The sequence below is a fragment of the Echinicola soli genome (assembly GCF_006575665.1).
GTDB lineage: Bacteria > Bacteroidota > Bacteroidia > Cytophagales > Cyclobacteriaceae > Echinicola > Echinicola soli.
Genome location: NZ_CP041253.1, coordinates 5,407,034 through 5,422,660, shown reverse-complemented (window position 1 = coordinate 5,422,660; position 15,627 = coordinate 5,407,034). Strand labels below are relative to the sequence as shown.

The 15,627-nt window shown below is 46.7% G+C and carries 9 protein-coding genes; 4 read left to right on the top strand and 5 right to left on the bottom strand.

Annotation, left to right across the window (positions count from 1 at the left end; translation table 11 throughout):
- Positions 1-76 precede the first annotated feature (76 nt).
- The 3 genes from FKX85_RS20840 (at position 77) to FKX85_RS20830 (ending at position 6,212) form a co-directional block, all read left to right on the top strand.
- Positions 77-3,496: a SusC/RagA family TonB-linked outer membrane protein gene (locus FKX85_RS20840; RefSeq protein WP_141616557.1), complete on the top strand. Its 3,420-nt coding sequence runs from the start codon at positions 77-79 to the stop codon at positions 3,494-3,496.
- 12 nt (positions 3,497-3,508) lie between these two features.
- Complete coding sequence (locus FKX85_RS20835) at positions 3,509-5,179, top strand: RagB/SusD family nutrient uptake outer membrane protein (RefSeq protein ID WP_141616556.1); 1,671 nt, start codon at positions 3,509-3,511, stop codon at positions 5,177-5,179.
- 295 nt (positions 5,180-5,474) lie between these two features.
- The gene (locus FKX85_RS20830) at positions 5,475-6,212 is read left to right on the top strand and encodes a TylF/MycF/NovP-related O-methyltransferase (protein ID WP_141616555.1); all 738 of its coding nucleotides are present in this window, start codon (positions 5,475-5,477) and stop codon (positions 6,210-6,212) included.
- Positions 6,213-6,339: 127 nt separating this feature from the next.
- Here the strand turns inward: FKX85_RS20830 and FKX85_RS20825 are convergent, their stop codons facing one another.
- From FKX85_RS20825 to FKX85_RS20805, 5 genes are all read right to left on the bottom strand, one after another.
- Positions 6,340-7,578 carry a PepSY-associated TM helix domain-containing protein gene (locus FKX85_RS20825; RefSeq protein WP_141616554.1) on the bottom strand — a complete coding sequence of 413 codons (1,239 nt, stop codon included), beginning with the start codon at positions 7,576-7,578 and terminating at the stop codon, positions 6,340-6,342.
- 48 nt (positions 7,579-7,626) lie between these two features.
- On the bottom strand, positions 7,627-8,880 hold the full coding sequence (locus tag FKX85_RS20820; RefSeq protein ID WP_168196316.1) for a hypothetical protein: 1,254 nt from the start codon (positions 8,878-8,880) through the stop codon (positions 7,627-7,629).
- Between the two features lie 45 nt (positions 8,881-8,925).
- Positions 8,926-11,301, bottom strand: a complete 2,376-nt coding sequence (locus FKX85_RS20815; protein WP_141616552.1) for a TonB-dependent receptor — start codon at positions 11,299-11,301, stop codon at positions 8,926-8,928.
- Positions 11,301-11,906: a hypothetical protein gene (locus FKX85_RS20810; RefSeq protein ID WP_141616551.1), complete on the bottom strand. Its 606-nt coding sequence runs from the start codon at positions 11,904-11,906 to the stop codon at positions 11,301-11,303. The genes FKX85_RS20815 and FKX85_RS20810 overlap by 1 nt, the downstream gene beginning before the upstream one ends.
- Before the next feature lie 108 nt (positions 11,907-12,014).
- The gene (locus FKX85_RS20805; protein WP_141616550.1) at positions 12,015-12,560 is read right to left on the bottom strand and encodes an RNA polymerase sigma-70 factor; all 546 of its coding nucleotides are present in this window, start codon (positions 12,558-12,560) and stop codon (positions 12,015-12,017) included.
- A gap of 334 nt (positions 12,561-12,894) precedes the next feature.
- Between FKX85_RS20805 and FKX85_RS20800 the strand changes: the two genes are divergently transcribed.
- Complete coding sequence (locus FKX85_RS20800) at positions 12,895-15,246, top strand: TonB-dependent receptor (protein WP_141616549.1); 2,352 nt, start codon at positions 12,895-12,897, stop codon at positions 15,244-15,246.
- Positions 15,247-15,627 lie beyond the last annotated feature (381 nt).

The window sequence follows — 15,627 nt, the reverse complement described above, 5'->3', positions numbered from 1 at the left end:
TAGGCCAGACTGCGCCAACAGCCTGGCCACGCCAGGAAAAGCCCCCGGTGATTTTGAGAATTTAATATCTAAAATTATGAAAATTAATTTACGCAAACGAATTGTGCTAATAAGTAAACACACATTTCGGGTTTTTGTCGTGCAGGTGCTTTTTATGCAAGTCCTGTTCGCCAACCCGTCCAATAGTCAAAACCTTTCGGATTACCAGGTGAGCCTACAGGCCCAAAGCCGCTCCCTTACCGAAGTGCTACAGATGCTGGAAAAACAGACTGATTTGGAATTTGCCTATAATCAGGCTGTTAACTTTTCCAAGGAGCAAATCACGCTGGAAATGGATGCTGATTTGCGTACCGTGCTTAAAGCCATTACCGAACAATGTGATTTTCAGTTCAAAAGGGTGGAAAAGAACATTTACGTTACCGCCGTGGATGTCCCCAAGCCCGCGATGGCGGTCACAGAGGAAGTGGAAAAAGAAATCAAGGGGCAAGTATTGGATGCACAGCGAAATGAACCCATCATAGGAGCTACGGTCATTGCACAGGGGACTTCTGTGGGGACGGTAACAGACCTGGAGGGAAACTTTTCCATTCGTGTGCCCGACGATGCCACCGCTTTGGAAGTGTCCTTTTTGGGCTATGAGGCAAAGACCATCACATTGGGTTCTCAGACTTCCCTGACCATCTACCTACGTGAAGAAGAGGGACTGCTGGAAGAGGTGGTCGTGCTGGGCTATGACAGCCAGAAGAAGAAAGACCTGACAGGTTCGGTGTCGGTGGTCAATGTGGACGAAATGAAGACCTTGCCGTCAGCGAGTGTGGAAAACATGCTGGCGGGCAGGGCACCCGGTGTACAGGTGCTTTCCGATAATGGCCCCGGCGGAAATGTCACGGTCCGTATCCGGGGATTTGGCACAGTAAATAACAATGATCCACTGTATATCATTGATGGCACGCCCGTGACCAATGGCCTCAACACGATCAATCCACAGGATATTGAGTCCTTTCAGGTGTTGAAAGACGCGGCTGCGTCCTCTATTTATGGTTCAAGGGCTGCCAACGGCGTGGTGATCATCACGACCAAAAAAGGCCGTTCTGAAGAGACCAGCATAACGTTTGATGCCTATGCCGGGGTGCAACAGGCTTTTAACCTTCCCCGGATGCTATCTGCCCAAGAATACGGGGACATGCTTTGGCAGGCTTCGGAGAACGATGGCAAGGCGCCCGCCAGTGACGTATATGGCTCAGATCCCAACGGCCCGGTGATCCCTGAATGGCTGGATGATGCGCAGACCATTCGGTCCGCAGATGTGGATTGGGTAAATGAAATTTTCCAAACGGCCCCGGTACAATCCTATAACCTGACCCTGTCCAAAGGTGGAGACCAGGGCAGCCATGTGATGACCTTGGGGTATTTTAACAAAGAAGGGGTCATCAAACATACGGGGTTTGACCGTTTTTCAGCAAGGTTCAATTCGGATTATAAGGTGAAGGATTTCCTGAAAGTGGGCGAAAACTTCAATGCATCCCTGACCAGGACCAACGACGTTGGGGTGAACACCTCTTTGGGAAGTATCGTTTATGATGCTTTTCAGTTTCCTTCCATCGTACCGGTGAAGGACATCAACGGCAATTTTGGCGGAAATCCCATCAATGATATCGGTAATCCCTTGGGCAACCTTTACCGCAGAAAGGACAATACCAAGAACCGTATCAAGCTAATGGGGAATGTCTTTGCAGAGGCAAAGCTGATGGAAGGGCTTCATTTCCGTACCAACCTTGGAATGGACTATGAGAATTACTTTCAGCGGGCATTTTCACCCGTCTACGATGAAATCCTGTCCCAAAATGCCGTAAACAGCCTTTCGGACAACAATTCCTTCTACTACCAAATGGCATGGACCAATACCCTGAATTATTCCAGGCAAATCGGTGAAGGGACCTTGGACGTGCTGCTGGGTCAGGAATCGATCGAAAATTATTATGAATATAAAAGCGCCTCCCGCCAGGAGTTCCTTTATGAAGATGACAACTTCCACTACCTGGACTACGGAACCACCAATCAGCGAAATTCAGGTTATGCCAGTAAATGGAACCTGCTGTCCTTCTTTGGTAAGGTAAACTATAATTGGAAGGATAAGTACCTCATCTCGGCTACCCTGAGAAACGACGGTTCTTCACGTTTAGAAAACAACAAATGGGACATTTTTCCTGCCTTCAGTGCGGGATGGAGGATCAGCAATGAGGATTTTGTGGATTTGGGCGATAAGGTCAACGAGCTGAAACTCCGCGCCAGCTGGGGACAGGCCGGTAACCAGCAGGTTCCTTCATACTCTACCTTGGCAAGTTTCCAGAACAATATTACCTATTCCAATTATGCCATTGATGGAAGCCAGGAAAGTGTGGCCATCGGATTGGTGGAGACCAGGGTGGCCAATCCGGGCCTGAACTGGGAAGTTACCACGCAGAGTGGAGTTGGTGTTGACCTGGCGATGTTTGATGAGCGCCTGCAGGTAAGTGCCGATTATTACAACAAGGTCACCGATAACCTGTTGATTTATGCTCCCATTCCTCCCACATATGGCGGGACCAATGACGGCACTTGGATCAATGGCGGGAAAATGAGGAACCGTGGTTTTGAGATCGGAACCAAGTACAACGGAAGTGCGGGAGAGGTCTTTTACTCAGTGGGGCTGAACTACTCCTTCTATAAAAATGAACTGCTGGAATTGGCGGATGGTACCGATTACTTGGGGATCCCGGGATCTTCCCTGCACAGTGTGAACTTCGGCCAGGAAATCTCCCGTACCATGGTAGGGCAGCCTATCGGGACCTTTTTCGGGTATGAGTCCATGGGGATTTTCCAGTCCGAAGAGGAAATTGCCAACCATGGAGCGCAGCCAGAGGCCCAGCCCGGTGACCTAAAGTTCAGGGATGTCAATGGTGATGGGGTACTGGATGCTAACGATAGAAAGGCCATTGGCTCTCCACACCCGAAGGCCATTATCGGGTTTAACACCAATTTCTACTATAAGGGATTTGACCTGGCGCTGTTTTTTAATGGGGCCTTTGGTCAGCAGATCTATAACCTGACCAAATACAAGACCCTGTTCTTTAACCAATCGGCATACAACAAATCCAGTAAAGTATTGGATGCATGGACACCGGAGAATACCGACACGGACATTCCGCGGTTGTCCCTTGATGATAAAAACGAAAACATCAGGCCGTCTTCCTATTACCTGGAAAATGCCAGTTATTTCAAATTGAACAACCTACAATTGGGCTATTCCTTCCCACAAAGTATGCTTGAGGGAATAGAGCTACGGGTGTATGGCCAAGCGTCGAATGTGTTTACGATTACCGGTTATTCGGGCATGACACCGGAAATTGGCCTTCAAAATTACACGTCAAACAACCGTAACCTGGACATTGGCGTGGACAGGGGCGTTTACCCTCCTTCAAGAACGTTTACACTTGGGTTTAATGTGAAATTTTAACTTGACCAAACCATGAAATTAAGATCAGCTAAAAATATTATGTACATGGCCGTGGCAGCGCTAGCACTTGGTACTTCGGCCTGTCAATCCGAATACCTGGAAGAAGTGCCCTATGGCGAGGTCGCTCCGGGTGAGATGAGCAAGCCCCAAAATATCGAGCGGGCGATCATTGCCGCTTACAGTATCCTGAACGGCCAGTTTGACGGTGCTTCCAGTGCATTTAACTCCCCGGCTTCCAACTGGAGTTTTGGCGATGCCATGTCTGATGATGCCTATAAAGGTGGAGGTGGGACAGGGGACCAAAACCAGATCCACCAAATGGAGATCTTCAATACCAACCCCACCATCACGGATGTAAACAGAAAATGGCTGGCCCTGTATGAGGGGGTGAAACGTGCCAATTATGCGCTGAGGTTGCTGCAAAGCAGCGTGTCTTTTGATCCACAGCTGAAGGAGGTCCGCGAAGGTGAGCTTCGGTTTTTACGGGGACATTTCTATTTTGAACTGAAGAAAATCTATAACAATGTTCCCTACATCGATGAGCAGGCAGAAACGGTGGAGGATTATTATGTAGGCAATAAAGCACTGACCGATGAGGAACTATGGGCCAAGATAGCCGATGATTTTAATGCGGCCTACGACCGTTTACCCGAGCACCAGGATGATGCCGGCCGTCCCAACAAGTTTACTGCCAAGGCCTATTTGGCCAAGACCTATGCCTTTCAGGAAAAGTGGCAGGCGTGTTTGGATGCGGCCAATGAAGTGATCGCTTCAGGGAAATATTCCTTGCTGCCCAATTTCAGGGATGTGTTTTTGCCGGAAAATGACAACAGCGCAGAAATAATTTTTGCCGTACAGCATTCGGTAAATGACGGTGAGCCAAGCAACTATAACGGCAGCATTGGCGATAGGCTTTCTGCACCCGGTGGCCCGTATTATTCCCAATATGGCTTTCATAGGCCCAGCCAAAACCTGATCAATGCTTTTGAGACCAATGCAGAAGGTTTTCCGGTGGACGCAGGGACATTGGACGCGGGGGATTTCAGCGATCCCAGGCTAGACCATACCGTCGGAAGGCCGGGAATTCCATACCTAGACCTTGATATTCTGTATGAGGCCTCATGGGCGCGGGATTTGGCTACATATGGTCCTTATGGGCCAAAGAAACGCATCGTTTCTGCGCTTTCAAATTTAAATACCGATACATGGCCCTACATCAGTGCACTGAATTATTACATTATTCGCTATGCTGACCTGCTGCTATGGAAGGCGGAAGCCCAGGTGGCACTGGGAGACCTGGAGGGAGCAAGGATAACCGTCAATGAGGTCCGTGGTCGGGCTGCCGGCAGTCAGGTGGTGACCAGGTTGGAAAGTGGTGAGCCTGCTGATAACTATCGTGTGGCCATTTACGACCAGCCTTGGACCGATGCCAATGAGGCAGTGGAGTTGGTACGGTTGGAAAGAAGGCTGGAACTGGCCATGGAAGGTCATCGTTTCTTTGACCTGGTCAGGTGGGGCGTCGCCGCCGAAAGGATGAGCGATTACCTAGAGGAGGAAAAGCAGATCAGGTCACATTTGATGAATGCTGTTTTTGTGGAAGGGAAGCATGAGTATTTCCCCATCCCCCAGAGCTATATAGATATGGTGGGGCCAGAGTTGGCAGAACAAAATCCCCATTATTAAACTTCAGGGAGCGGGTCCATTAGGTACCCGCTCCCTTTTTTGGCACCTTATCGATGAGAAATGTATTGCCGCTATTGGTCTTTTGGACGATTTTGCCCCAATATCTTCCTAAACCTGGTATAAGACATTACATGATGCCCTTGATCAGAATAAATTATTCTTGTGGTGGTTTTTTTGATATTAAAGGGTTGATTATGATTGGATTAATGGGCGAAAAAGGTAACTTATGAATAAAGTCACCCACCCCCGATAATTTTCGTGCAGAATGCGGGGAACTTGTTTAAACCCAGAATTCATGAATAACCTATTTGTAAGCCAGCCCCCATTCAGCAGAAGGGAGGCGATTAATGCTCCTCTACTATTTGCAAACAAAGTACTGAAGAGGATTGGACTTCGCCTTACCCATCATTTCGATACGCGAAGGGATATGTGCAGTTTAGAGCAGCGTATAAATTTATTCCATCTCCTTATCCGTGTCCTGCAGGAGGAAGTGAAGGGCGATATAGTAGAGGTTGGGACTTTTACCGGGCAGTGTGCACTGCTTTTCCAACAAGTAAATACATTATTTGACAATAGGAAAAAATTCCATGTTTATGATAGCTTTGAGACCAAATTTACCGAAAAAGGGGATGTTTTATCCTTGTTAAAGCGTAATTTCCAACATGCAGGTTTGCAGCTTCCCGAAGTACACAAGGGTTATTTTCAGGACACCATTCCCGATCAATTGCCCGCGGAGATTTCCTTTGCACATATTGACTGTGGATGTGGTGATGACCCCATGGCCCACAAGGCCTTGATCTTGTCTTGCTTACCTCATGTTTATCAGCGTTTGTCGGTAGGCGGGATGTGTGTATTTATGGACTATTTTGATCCTAAGGATGCCAATGAGCAGACTCGAGCCTTTAAGCTTCATAAGATAAATAGTGGTGTTCGATTGGCCGTAGATGAGTTTTTCAAAGAAAAGCCCGAAAAGATCGTCACCTTATATGGAGGTCCCGCTTCCCATGCTTTTATCAGAAAAATGAGTCCCTAAGGATTTGGTTGGCCTATATTAAATAAGCAAATCGAAATTTCTATTAGTGAAAATCAGGGGGAAGGTAAAATGGTAGTTTAATGAAGTAGTAACCTTAGTTTAAAAGCTAATGATAGTTGAGCGGAAGTCAGTGATCCCTCCCCCTTACGCTGGCCATGAAATGGTTAGGGCGAGTGGGTTTTAATTGGGCTTTTTTCACTTTTACTGGCTTTTGCCTTTTTTTGCGAACCCTTCCCCACCAAATAAGGAAACCGGTCACTGGAAAGCTGGCAGCCACTAAGCTGACCAAAAAGGCCAGAACTTTTCCTGGGATTCCAAGGATGCTGCCCACATGGATGGGGTAGTTAAGTTCAGCCACCTTCTCGCCCGTACTCAGGTTTTCGAAACGGTGCTCCTCGATCACCTGGCCGGAATAGGGATTGATCTGGTAGCGGATATAGTTTCCATAACCATGGTAGCCCATGGTGGCATTAATGGACAGGTGACTATCCGGTTTTCGGGGAAAACGAATATAAAAATAACAGGCATCCGGATGACGGTTAAACATTTCGGCGATGATGGTATCGAGGGCTTGTCCAGTATCCGCATCACTGATCTCAATAGGGGCGTGACCACGTTCATGTTTTACGGTTTTTCCTCCGTTTGCGATCCACTGGATGCCCTGTTCCACCCACTCAAAGGACCATACCAGGCCCGTAATGGCAATGACCAGGGCGAAGATCATGGTATAAAAGCCAAGGATATTGTGGAGGTCATAATTTTTCCTTTTCCATCGGGTAGTTGGTTTCCACCGGAACCAAAACCGCTGCTTGGCGGCTGGTCGATTTTTGGGCCACCAAAGCACCAGTCCCGTAATGAGCATGATGACAAAAACCAAAATGCCATATCCTACTATTGTGTGTCCGATGGTATAGGGCAGTAAGAGGGTGAAATGCATCCACAGGACCACATTGAAAAATTCCCATTTGGTGTTTTCTATCGTTACAATTTTACCGGTGTATGGGTTCAAAAATACTTTATAATAGTAGTCAATATAATCACCGTACCACCATACAGTCTTATCTTCTCCGTTGTTGAATTTTCTGAATTGGATATAAACCGTTTCATCGGGAGCGGTAGGGTAGTAGGCCCTTTCTCGGTCATATTGGTTGCCCAATGCTTCTTCAGCAGTTATTATTAGCTTGGTCAAAGGCAGACGGTCAGCGTCGGCAGGTGGTTCGATAAACAGCCTTTTCTGATAAACCAATGGCCGGATTTCGTCCTGAAAGACCCAAAGGCAGCCTGTTATGGCAACAATAAACACCACCAGCCCGGAAGTCAATCCGAGCCAGAGGTGAATCTTGCCGATGATTTTTTTGGTTTTCATCTATTGATTAATGTTCATTTCTTTGATGGTCTCAAAAAAGAGGGGAGCTTACCTCACTTTTTGGATTCCCATTAATGAGCCGGGCAGGGTGATGCCTTCTGTATAGGAACCATCAGGGGCATAATTGATGATGGTGGAGTTTCCATCTTCATTCTGGATACTGCCATAGTTTTGTCCATCGATAAAATAAGGGGAGCCCACATACGATCCTGCATACGGTAGGTCGGTTTTGCCTACGACCGTTTGCTCTGGAAGGTTGATTTCATAGGTAAACCAGCTCAAGCCATAGTAGTCCCTTCCGTCCAGTTCTGGAGACCAAGCCAATTTATCGGTATCCAATACCCTCACATAACCGTGGTTTTCCTTGGGAGACTTGCCCAATGAGATGCCTACACGGTAACCATCTATTTGGTCCATATAATTGGGATCATAGTCCTGGTCGAAGCCATCGGCGCCAGCCTCAACTTTTAAGATACAGCCGCAATCTTCCTTTTCCCTTGAAGGTGTGGCAAATGGAAGGTAATAACTGGTGCCGTAGTAGGCATCTCCATTCTCCATGATGGCCGGCATAACCGCCATGGGACATCGGTCGTCTTCTGAATAGGAAATCATGGCATCGTTTTCTATATCGACAATGGCAAGTCCTGTTTTGTCCAGGTAGGTTTCATTGTCCCAGTTAAGCCATCCTACAGGAATATAAAGGCGGTTGCCGACAATTTGGAATTCGTCAAAAGGCATTGCGGTCCAATAACCCTGATAGCCGTCTCGCAATTGCTCAGGAAGGTCAAACGATTTGGTGATTACCATTTCTTCAGGATTCCAAACGATGATCTGGCCTTGAGTATAATCTATGTAATAGGCTTTGGTTTCGCTCAGGAAGATATTACGGTTCTGAAGATCGGTGACCCCTTCATTGGCCATGGAAAACTTCTGGCCTTCCCATATTTCGTTGTCTTCAGTGATGTCATAACGGGTAAGACTATAGTCTGCAGGATCGCCGATGGTAAAGTATCCTTCGGATTCAGGCGCGAAAAAGCGGGCGTTACCAGCGGTTTCGATGGCCTTGGAAGGATCTACCTCAGCGGTCATCAGGTCATTCACCAATGTGGTGTAGTGCAACCGTCCATCAGGAGTGTTTACCCGGTAAAATATAGCATAGAGGTCTTTTCCTTCCTCGATTTGGTTACCATTGTTGTCTATCTCATCGTCGTTACAGGAAAAAGTAGCGAGCGATAGCAATAGCGCAAAAAGACGGAAAAACTGATTTTTGTAGCGTTTGGCCACGTTCTTTTTGTTTGTCATGGATAAATGCATCTTGTTCATATTGATTTATTTGGATAGTTATAGTTAAAATGTCGTGGTAAGCTTTAGATAATAGGCCCTTCCGGGCTTTTGGACCCCAAAGAAATCATAGACTTCAGCATTGGTAAGGTTATGCGCTTCAGCGGTCAGTGAGGTCTGGATTCCCTTGAAGGGCATTTGGTAGGTGGCACCTGCATGCTGGATAAATTGTGCCGGAATGATGGCCTTGAACCTTTTGAGGCCAACACTTTCCCATCCCTTATAAAACTCGTGCACATAGCGGTTTTTTAGAAATAGGTGCAGGTTCCCCTCATTGGAAAGCAGTTTTGGGATGTTATAGCCAAAACTGTTGTTGATGAAGAAATAGGGTCGGTTTGGAATACGATCACCGGCGTAGGGACCAAAGTCGCCTTTTGAGGATCGGTTCCTGAAGTCCTGTACGGTAGTATTGGCCGTAACCTGTAGGCGTTCGTTGGCTGATTGCCAAAAAGCATTGGCCTCAACGCCCATTGAGCGGGCTGCAAACACATTTTGATAGCTGAATACCTCGTTGTTGCCAAGCAGTAAAATGAGCTGGTCGGTACCTCGTAAAAAACCGTTCAGTGAAAATTCCCAAGATCCAGGCGAACCTTGGGGATTTGAAAAATGAATGGCCAGGTTCACATTGTGGCTTCTTTCAGGTTTCAGGGACAGGTTGGGGAGGATTAATCTACCGTTTCCAAATATTTCTTGGGGACGCGGCAAACGCGTGGCCCATTCATAGGAGGCCTTGAGCATCCACTGTGGGTGTAGGTGGTAACGCATGCTGTTCCCAAAACCAGAATTATGCGCTTCCCTGTCCATATTTCGTGTCACCCCAAGTGTGTTGGTAGGTTCTTCTGCCCGGACCATTTGGAAGTAGTGTTTGGCAAAGAGACTGTTTTCCAGTCGTTCGTCAGTGGATTGGAGGCGATATTCCAGACCATTTACCCAAGTGAAAAGCGTGTTTATTTCATTGAGCGGATCGATCAGCTCGTTTTCTTCGTCCCACCTTTCGTTCCCAGATCGAGAGACATAGGTGGGGGCAGAAGATAACCGTAAAAGGTGCTGTGGCCCCAGCTGATACTCCAAGCCAAGGCGGGCATAGGTATTATGGTCCCAGATTTGGCGGTCGGTCGCTTGCCCGAGCTCTCCGGGAGAGCGCTCCCTGGGCTCGCCATTTGCATTCCTGACCACATCGCCATACCAGGTGTAGATATAGCGGCTCGTATCGACAAAGGTCACTTGGTCAAAGGTGTATCCGGCGGCAAAGTTGATATTGATCCCCTCTAACTCTTGGCGATAACGCAGCAAAGCGCCTTCGTTGGCATTTTGGCTGGTCACTTCGCCATAGACGATGGACATGACATTGTTGTTTTGGATATCGCGATAGGTGCGGTTGGCAAACAGTTCTAACGAGAACTCGTCTGCCCAGGCTTGATCTACCCAGCCTACCGTTCCCCGTAGCCCGTAGCTTTTGTAGGAATCATGAAAACGTGGCAGGGTAGCATCGTACAGTTTTCCACCGCCTCCGACGACTTCTACATCTACCAGGTAATTGTTTTTGGCATAGTCGTAGTAGCCACTACCCCGGACATACATGCCTTTTGTATTGGTGTTGCTTTGGCCTTCAAGGGATAGACGGTGTGTGCCAAAGGAACCGATTTGGTAGGATACTGCTCCTTTGCTGTCGTCAATGCTGGTGTTGGACACCAGGTTGACGGCACCGCCAAGGGCATCCGCTCCCAGGTCCACAGGAACTACCCCTTTGTAGATTTCTACTCGCTCAACCAAGTTTACCGGTACATTGGCAATGCCAGAGCTATATCCCATGATGTCCAGCGGTATGCCGTCCAGCATAAAACGAATCTGGTCATCGGTAAGCCCGTTCAGGGAAAAGCGGTTTGATGAACCCAGGCCTCCCGATCTTCGGACGTTTACCCCCGATACAGTGCTGAGGACTTCTCCCAGGTCTGCGGTCTGGAGTTTGGCCTCTTTGGTGTCCACCACTGTTACGGCCTTTGCAGATTCGCGGAGAAGGGTGGCCTCTGATTTGCCGAAAACGATCACTTCATTGAGCTGTTGGCCATTTTCTTTTAGATAAAAGGTAAGTGAGGTTTTGGTATGTGCGTGGATGGTTACTTCCTTATTTTGGGCAGTATAGCCCATGGCCGAACATGAAACGGTTTGTTTTCCCGGTGGGATTCCTTTTAGCAAAAACAGTCCGTTTTCATCGGTAACGGTTCCCATTTGGGTCCCTTCCAGTTTGATGATGATGCCGGGTAAGGGGGTGCCATCCTCTTGATACACCGTCCCGGTTAAAACAGCCGAATGGTTCTGGGCCATGCCATTGGTGATAGCCTGCAGCAAAAAAAGAATAGTAAGGAAATATCGTATGGTCATTATACGCAGATGCTAATAGGAGAATTTTTAAGTTGTTTGTCGTAGAACAGTAATTCACCCGATCGGATGGTGATCTTCCGGAAGCCCTGAGTTTTGGTGTTTAGGTAATAAGAGACCTTCCCTGGTGACACGGTCAGGGTTTTGCCTTCGCAAACCACCTGTTTTGGAACATGGGAATTGTTATATATCCTCACCACTCCGTAAAACACCAGTTCACATTTGTCAGCGGATATTTTTTTAATTGACTCAGGACTACTGCTGAGGTACAGCATTTCATCTATGGCTTGGGCCATCACCTGTTGGTAGGAATTTGGTGGAGTTTCTGGCTTCACTAAGTATCCCAGATAAAAGGAGCCAAGTACAAAACAGGCTACTGCCGCATAGCGGATGATACGTTGGTGAAGGGAGATGTCTTGGGTAGACCGGGATTTTTTGTTTTTATCAAGCCTGTTCCAAATCGAAGCTGACATGGTCGAGGTTAATGCCTTGGAAACAGGGGGCAGCTCTTGGCTGTCATTATTTAACCATTGCTCCACCAGCGGTTCTTCTTTGCGGCTGCATTGGCCGGCAAGGTATTTTTCAAATAGTTCCGGAGTGATTTTCATACGTGTCGATTTTGCGCTACTATAGACAAGTTGTACAAGTGGGGGCTAGTACTTACTTGCAGAGAAAAATTTTGTGCAGGACTTGGAGCTGTGTGGAAGATCAAAGGATTAAGGTTGTTCCGACAGGTTCTTCTTTAAAAATTTTAAGGCCTTATAAAGATGGGCTTCTACCGTCCTTTCAGAAATTAGAAGTGTAGCGGCTATTTTCCTGTTGGTCCAGCCCATTTCCCGGCTAAGATGGAAGATTTCACGGCATTTGGAGGGGAGCTTGCCCACTAGAAGGCCAACATGCTGACGGAGACTCTCGAAGTTGAGTCTTTCCTCGGTACAGTGGCTTTGGACTTCCCTGTTTTGAAAGTGGCGCACCAACTTTTTTTGGTGAAGGGCCTTTTTTCGTAAGGAGTCCATTGCTGCTAGTTTTACTGCCCTGGTCAAATAATGTTCCATTGGTCCTTCGACTACCAAATGGTCCCTTCTGTTCCAAATGGATAAAAATACATCATGGACAATGTTCTCGGCCAATGAAATATCGCCTACCATACTGATGGCAAGGGCACAAAGCTTTTCGGAATGCATACGGTAAACCTTTTCAAATCCTTCTTCAGATCGTATATCCAAATCCTTGTCGTTGGTATTTTCTGCAGCGTGAAGCAATGGTCGATGATTAAGGTGACTGGCTAGCTTATGTTATTTGTAATTGGTCTAAATTACCGCAAGTCTAACCATTGGTATTTAATTGACAAAATTTATTTGGATTAATTTTAAATAAAAACAATATTTCAATACCTTTTGTATTAATTTTTTAAGAGCATTGACAAGAGGATTTTTTTAATACCCTCAGAATTGAAAAACAAGAAGATTATGATATTGTCGTGGTAATTAAAAATGATAGAAAAAATCAATCTTGTTTTTTGTCATTATTACATTGGATAGCGGTCTGTATTAGTAATTTTGCGTTAAGTATAATTAATCTAAATAAAATTAACAAATGAATCAAAACGCTATACGACGTACTATTGGGATGCTGTTTCTAATAGTTGTCATTTGGATTGGGGCAACTCCCCGGTCACTTGCCCAAGACAATGGAGCTGCCATTTTTGGAAAAATCACCAATGGTAAGGGCCAGCCCATTCCTTTTGTGAATGTCCATCTTAAAGGCCTGAACAAAGGGAGTTTGACTGATGAAAGAGGTGAATTCAGCATGAAAGGGTTGCCCCACGGGAATTACCAAATGACTATTTCCCATGTGAGTTATGGAGGAAAGACCATTGAGATAAATTTGGCAGCGGGTGAAAGCTTGGATATGGGGAATATCGTACTTTATGATAATGGAAGTGACTTACAGGAGGTGGTTGTAGCCGATAGTAAGGTAAACCGCTTTTTCGATAAGTCCACCGACTATGTAGCGCGCATGCCGCTGGACAATCTTGAAAACCCACAAGTGTACAATGTCGTGACCAAGGAATTGCTACAAGAGCAGGTGGTAACGGATATCGACCAAAGTGTCCGAAATGCTACTGGTGTCGTGCCCGTGGTATATCCTTCCGGTGGATTTGCGGCGACTTTAAGAGGCTTTAATACAGGGATTAATTCCAGGAATGGTCTGGAAACCACCACGGGACGATCAAGTGTGGATATCGCCAACGTGGAGCGGATTGAGGTGCTAAAAGGCCCTTCAGGGACCTTGTTTGGCAGTAATGTTTCCTCTTTCGGAGGAGTGGTCAATTTGGTGACCAAAAAGCCAACGAACATCAATAGAACAGAAATAGGCTATACGACCGGCAGCTTTAACCTGCACCGTATTACCGCTGATATCAACACTTCGCTGAACAAAGAAAAAACAACCTTGTTCAGGCTGAATACAGCACTAAACCGACAAAAGAGCTTTTTGGACTATGGGTTTAACAATACCTTTCTGGTAGCCCCAAGCTTAAAACATACAGTGTCAGATAGACTTTCTTTTAGCTTCGATGCCGAAATGTTCAATTCAAAGAGTACGAGAACCCTCTATTCGAGGTATGCCCCGAATTCAGGAGTGACCAGTCCCAAGGATCTTCAGATCGACTATAGAAAGGCAATGTTCCATGAGGATGCCAATGCAGCCACTTCATCACTCAAATTGTTTACCCAGGCCAAGTACAAATTAAGCGATAAATGGACATCGACGACCTTGTTTTCATATGTGGAGGAGGATGTGGACCATAGCTACCAGTATTATGCGACATGGCTTTCGCCTAGTCTGGCGGCAAGAAACATTGGAAACTGGGGGCCGATTTATAATAGCTACACCAATATACAGGAAAATATCAACGGGGAATTTGCTACAGGCAGTATTCACCACAAGGTTTTGGCAGGGGTGAGCTTGAGGTTTATGGATGCCAGAAGTGAGGCCGCTACTTCAGGATTTATCGATACCGTCGATGTTACAACGGACTTTAGGGTGCTGAGAAAGCAGGAGCTGGATCCGCACATGGTGCCTGGAAATTGGCCTGGATGGCACCGTGCCAATGACAATACCTACAGTGCCTATGTGACCGATGTGGTCCAACTTACTGACCGCCTGTCTACGATGCTAAGCTTACGCTTGGACCACTTTAACAGACCGGACAATGGAGCAGTGGAAGGATATGAGCAGACTTCACTTTCTCCTAAGTTGGGGGTGATTTACCAACTAATCAATAACCAAGTGTCAGTATTCGGAAACTATATGAACGGATTCCAAAACCAGGCCCCTACCAATCAGCCCGATGGTTCCCAGCTCGTGCTGGATCCTATTTATGCCGAGCAGGCAGAAGGAGGGATAAAAGCCGAAGTGTTTGATAAGAAATTGACCGCCACAGTGAGTTATTACCATATCGCTATTGACAATGCGGTAAGGACCAATGCCAATGGCTTTACAGTACAAGATGGCCGGCAGGTCAGTAAGGGCTTTGACATAGAGGTGATCGCCAATCCGGCCGCGGGACTTAATATCGTCGGGGGCTATGCCTATAATGACAATAGGATCGTCAAGGCCAGCAATGAGGCCATCGAAGGGAATAAGGCCGTGGGGGCACCGGAAAATGTGGCCAACCTATGGCTGTCCTATGCATTACAACATAAGCTCAAAGGACTTGGTTTTGGAATCGGTGGAAATGTTGTGGGAGAGAATTATTTGTTCAGCGACAATGTGTTCACCATTCCTTCCTATTCCTTGCTCAATGCATCGGTGTTCTACGACCAGTCCTCATGGAGAATTGGCCTGAAAGGCAATAACCTGACCAACGAAAAATACTGGTCCAGCTATGGTGTGGCACAGGCTCCTGTTAATTTTGCAGCCAATCTTACTGTTAGGTTTTAGCGTGGTCAGAGAAGAGGTGTTACGGTTTATTTAGAGTAATGTCCTGTAAATTTTAGGACCTAGAGCTTATGTAAAATTGAACTTAACTGGCTGATCAGCGGGATTCCTGAAAGATCAGCCAACTTTTCCTTTGATATATGCAGATCCCGTTCTCCGAGACAAGGGCGGGGGCTGTAGGCAGCGTGCGTCTGCCATTGTTTATACTTTAGGGATTACAAACCGTTTTCTTCTCTAAGGAAATGACCTCCCACTTGGTCAGCCCTTTCAGAGAGTGGGGCATTTAATTAAAATTTTGCTGAACTCTCCCGGGTATAGCGACGCAAAGAGCTTGCTCACCCATCAGGGGCAGGTATCCCCCTTTTCGAAAGGGAAATACTTTCC

Bases quoted from the DNA above. Each gene is read 5' to 3' on its own strand.
- FKX85_RS20830 (WP_141616555.1), top strand. From the start codon at position 5,475: ATGAATAACCTATTTGTAAGCCAGCCCCCATTCAGCAGAAGGGAGGCG.
- FKX85_RS20835 (WP_141616556.1), top strand. From the start codon at position 3,509: ATGAAATTAAGATCAGCTAAAAATATTATGTACATGGCCGTGGCAGCG.
- FKX85_RS20815 (WP_141616552.1), bottom strand. From the start codon at position 11,301: ATGACCATACGATATTTCCTTACTATTCTTTTTTTGCTGCAGGCTATC.
- FKX85_RS20800 (WP_141616549.1), top strand. From the start codon at position 12,895: ATGAATCAAAACGCTATACGACGTACTATTGGGATGCTGTTTCTAATA.
- FKX85_RS20840 (WP_141616557.1), top strand. From the start codon at position 77: ATGAAAATTAATTTACGCAAACGAATTGTGCTAATAAGTAAACACACA.
- FKX85_RS20810 (WP_141616551.1), bottom strand. From the start codon at position 11,906: ATGAAAATCACTCCGGAACTATTTGAAAAATACCTTGCCGGCCAATGC.
- FKX85_RS20820 (WP_168196316.1), bottom strand. From the start codon at position 8,880: ATGACAAACAAAAAGAACGTGGCCAAACGCTACAAAAATCAGTTTTTC.
- FKX85_RS20825 (WP_141616554.1), bottom strand. From the start codon at position 7,578: ATGAAAACCAAAAAAATCATCGGCAAGATTCACCTCTGGCTCGGATTG.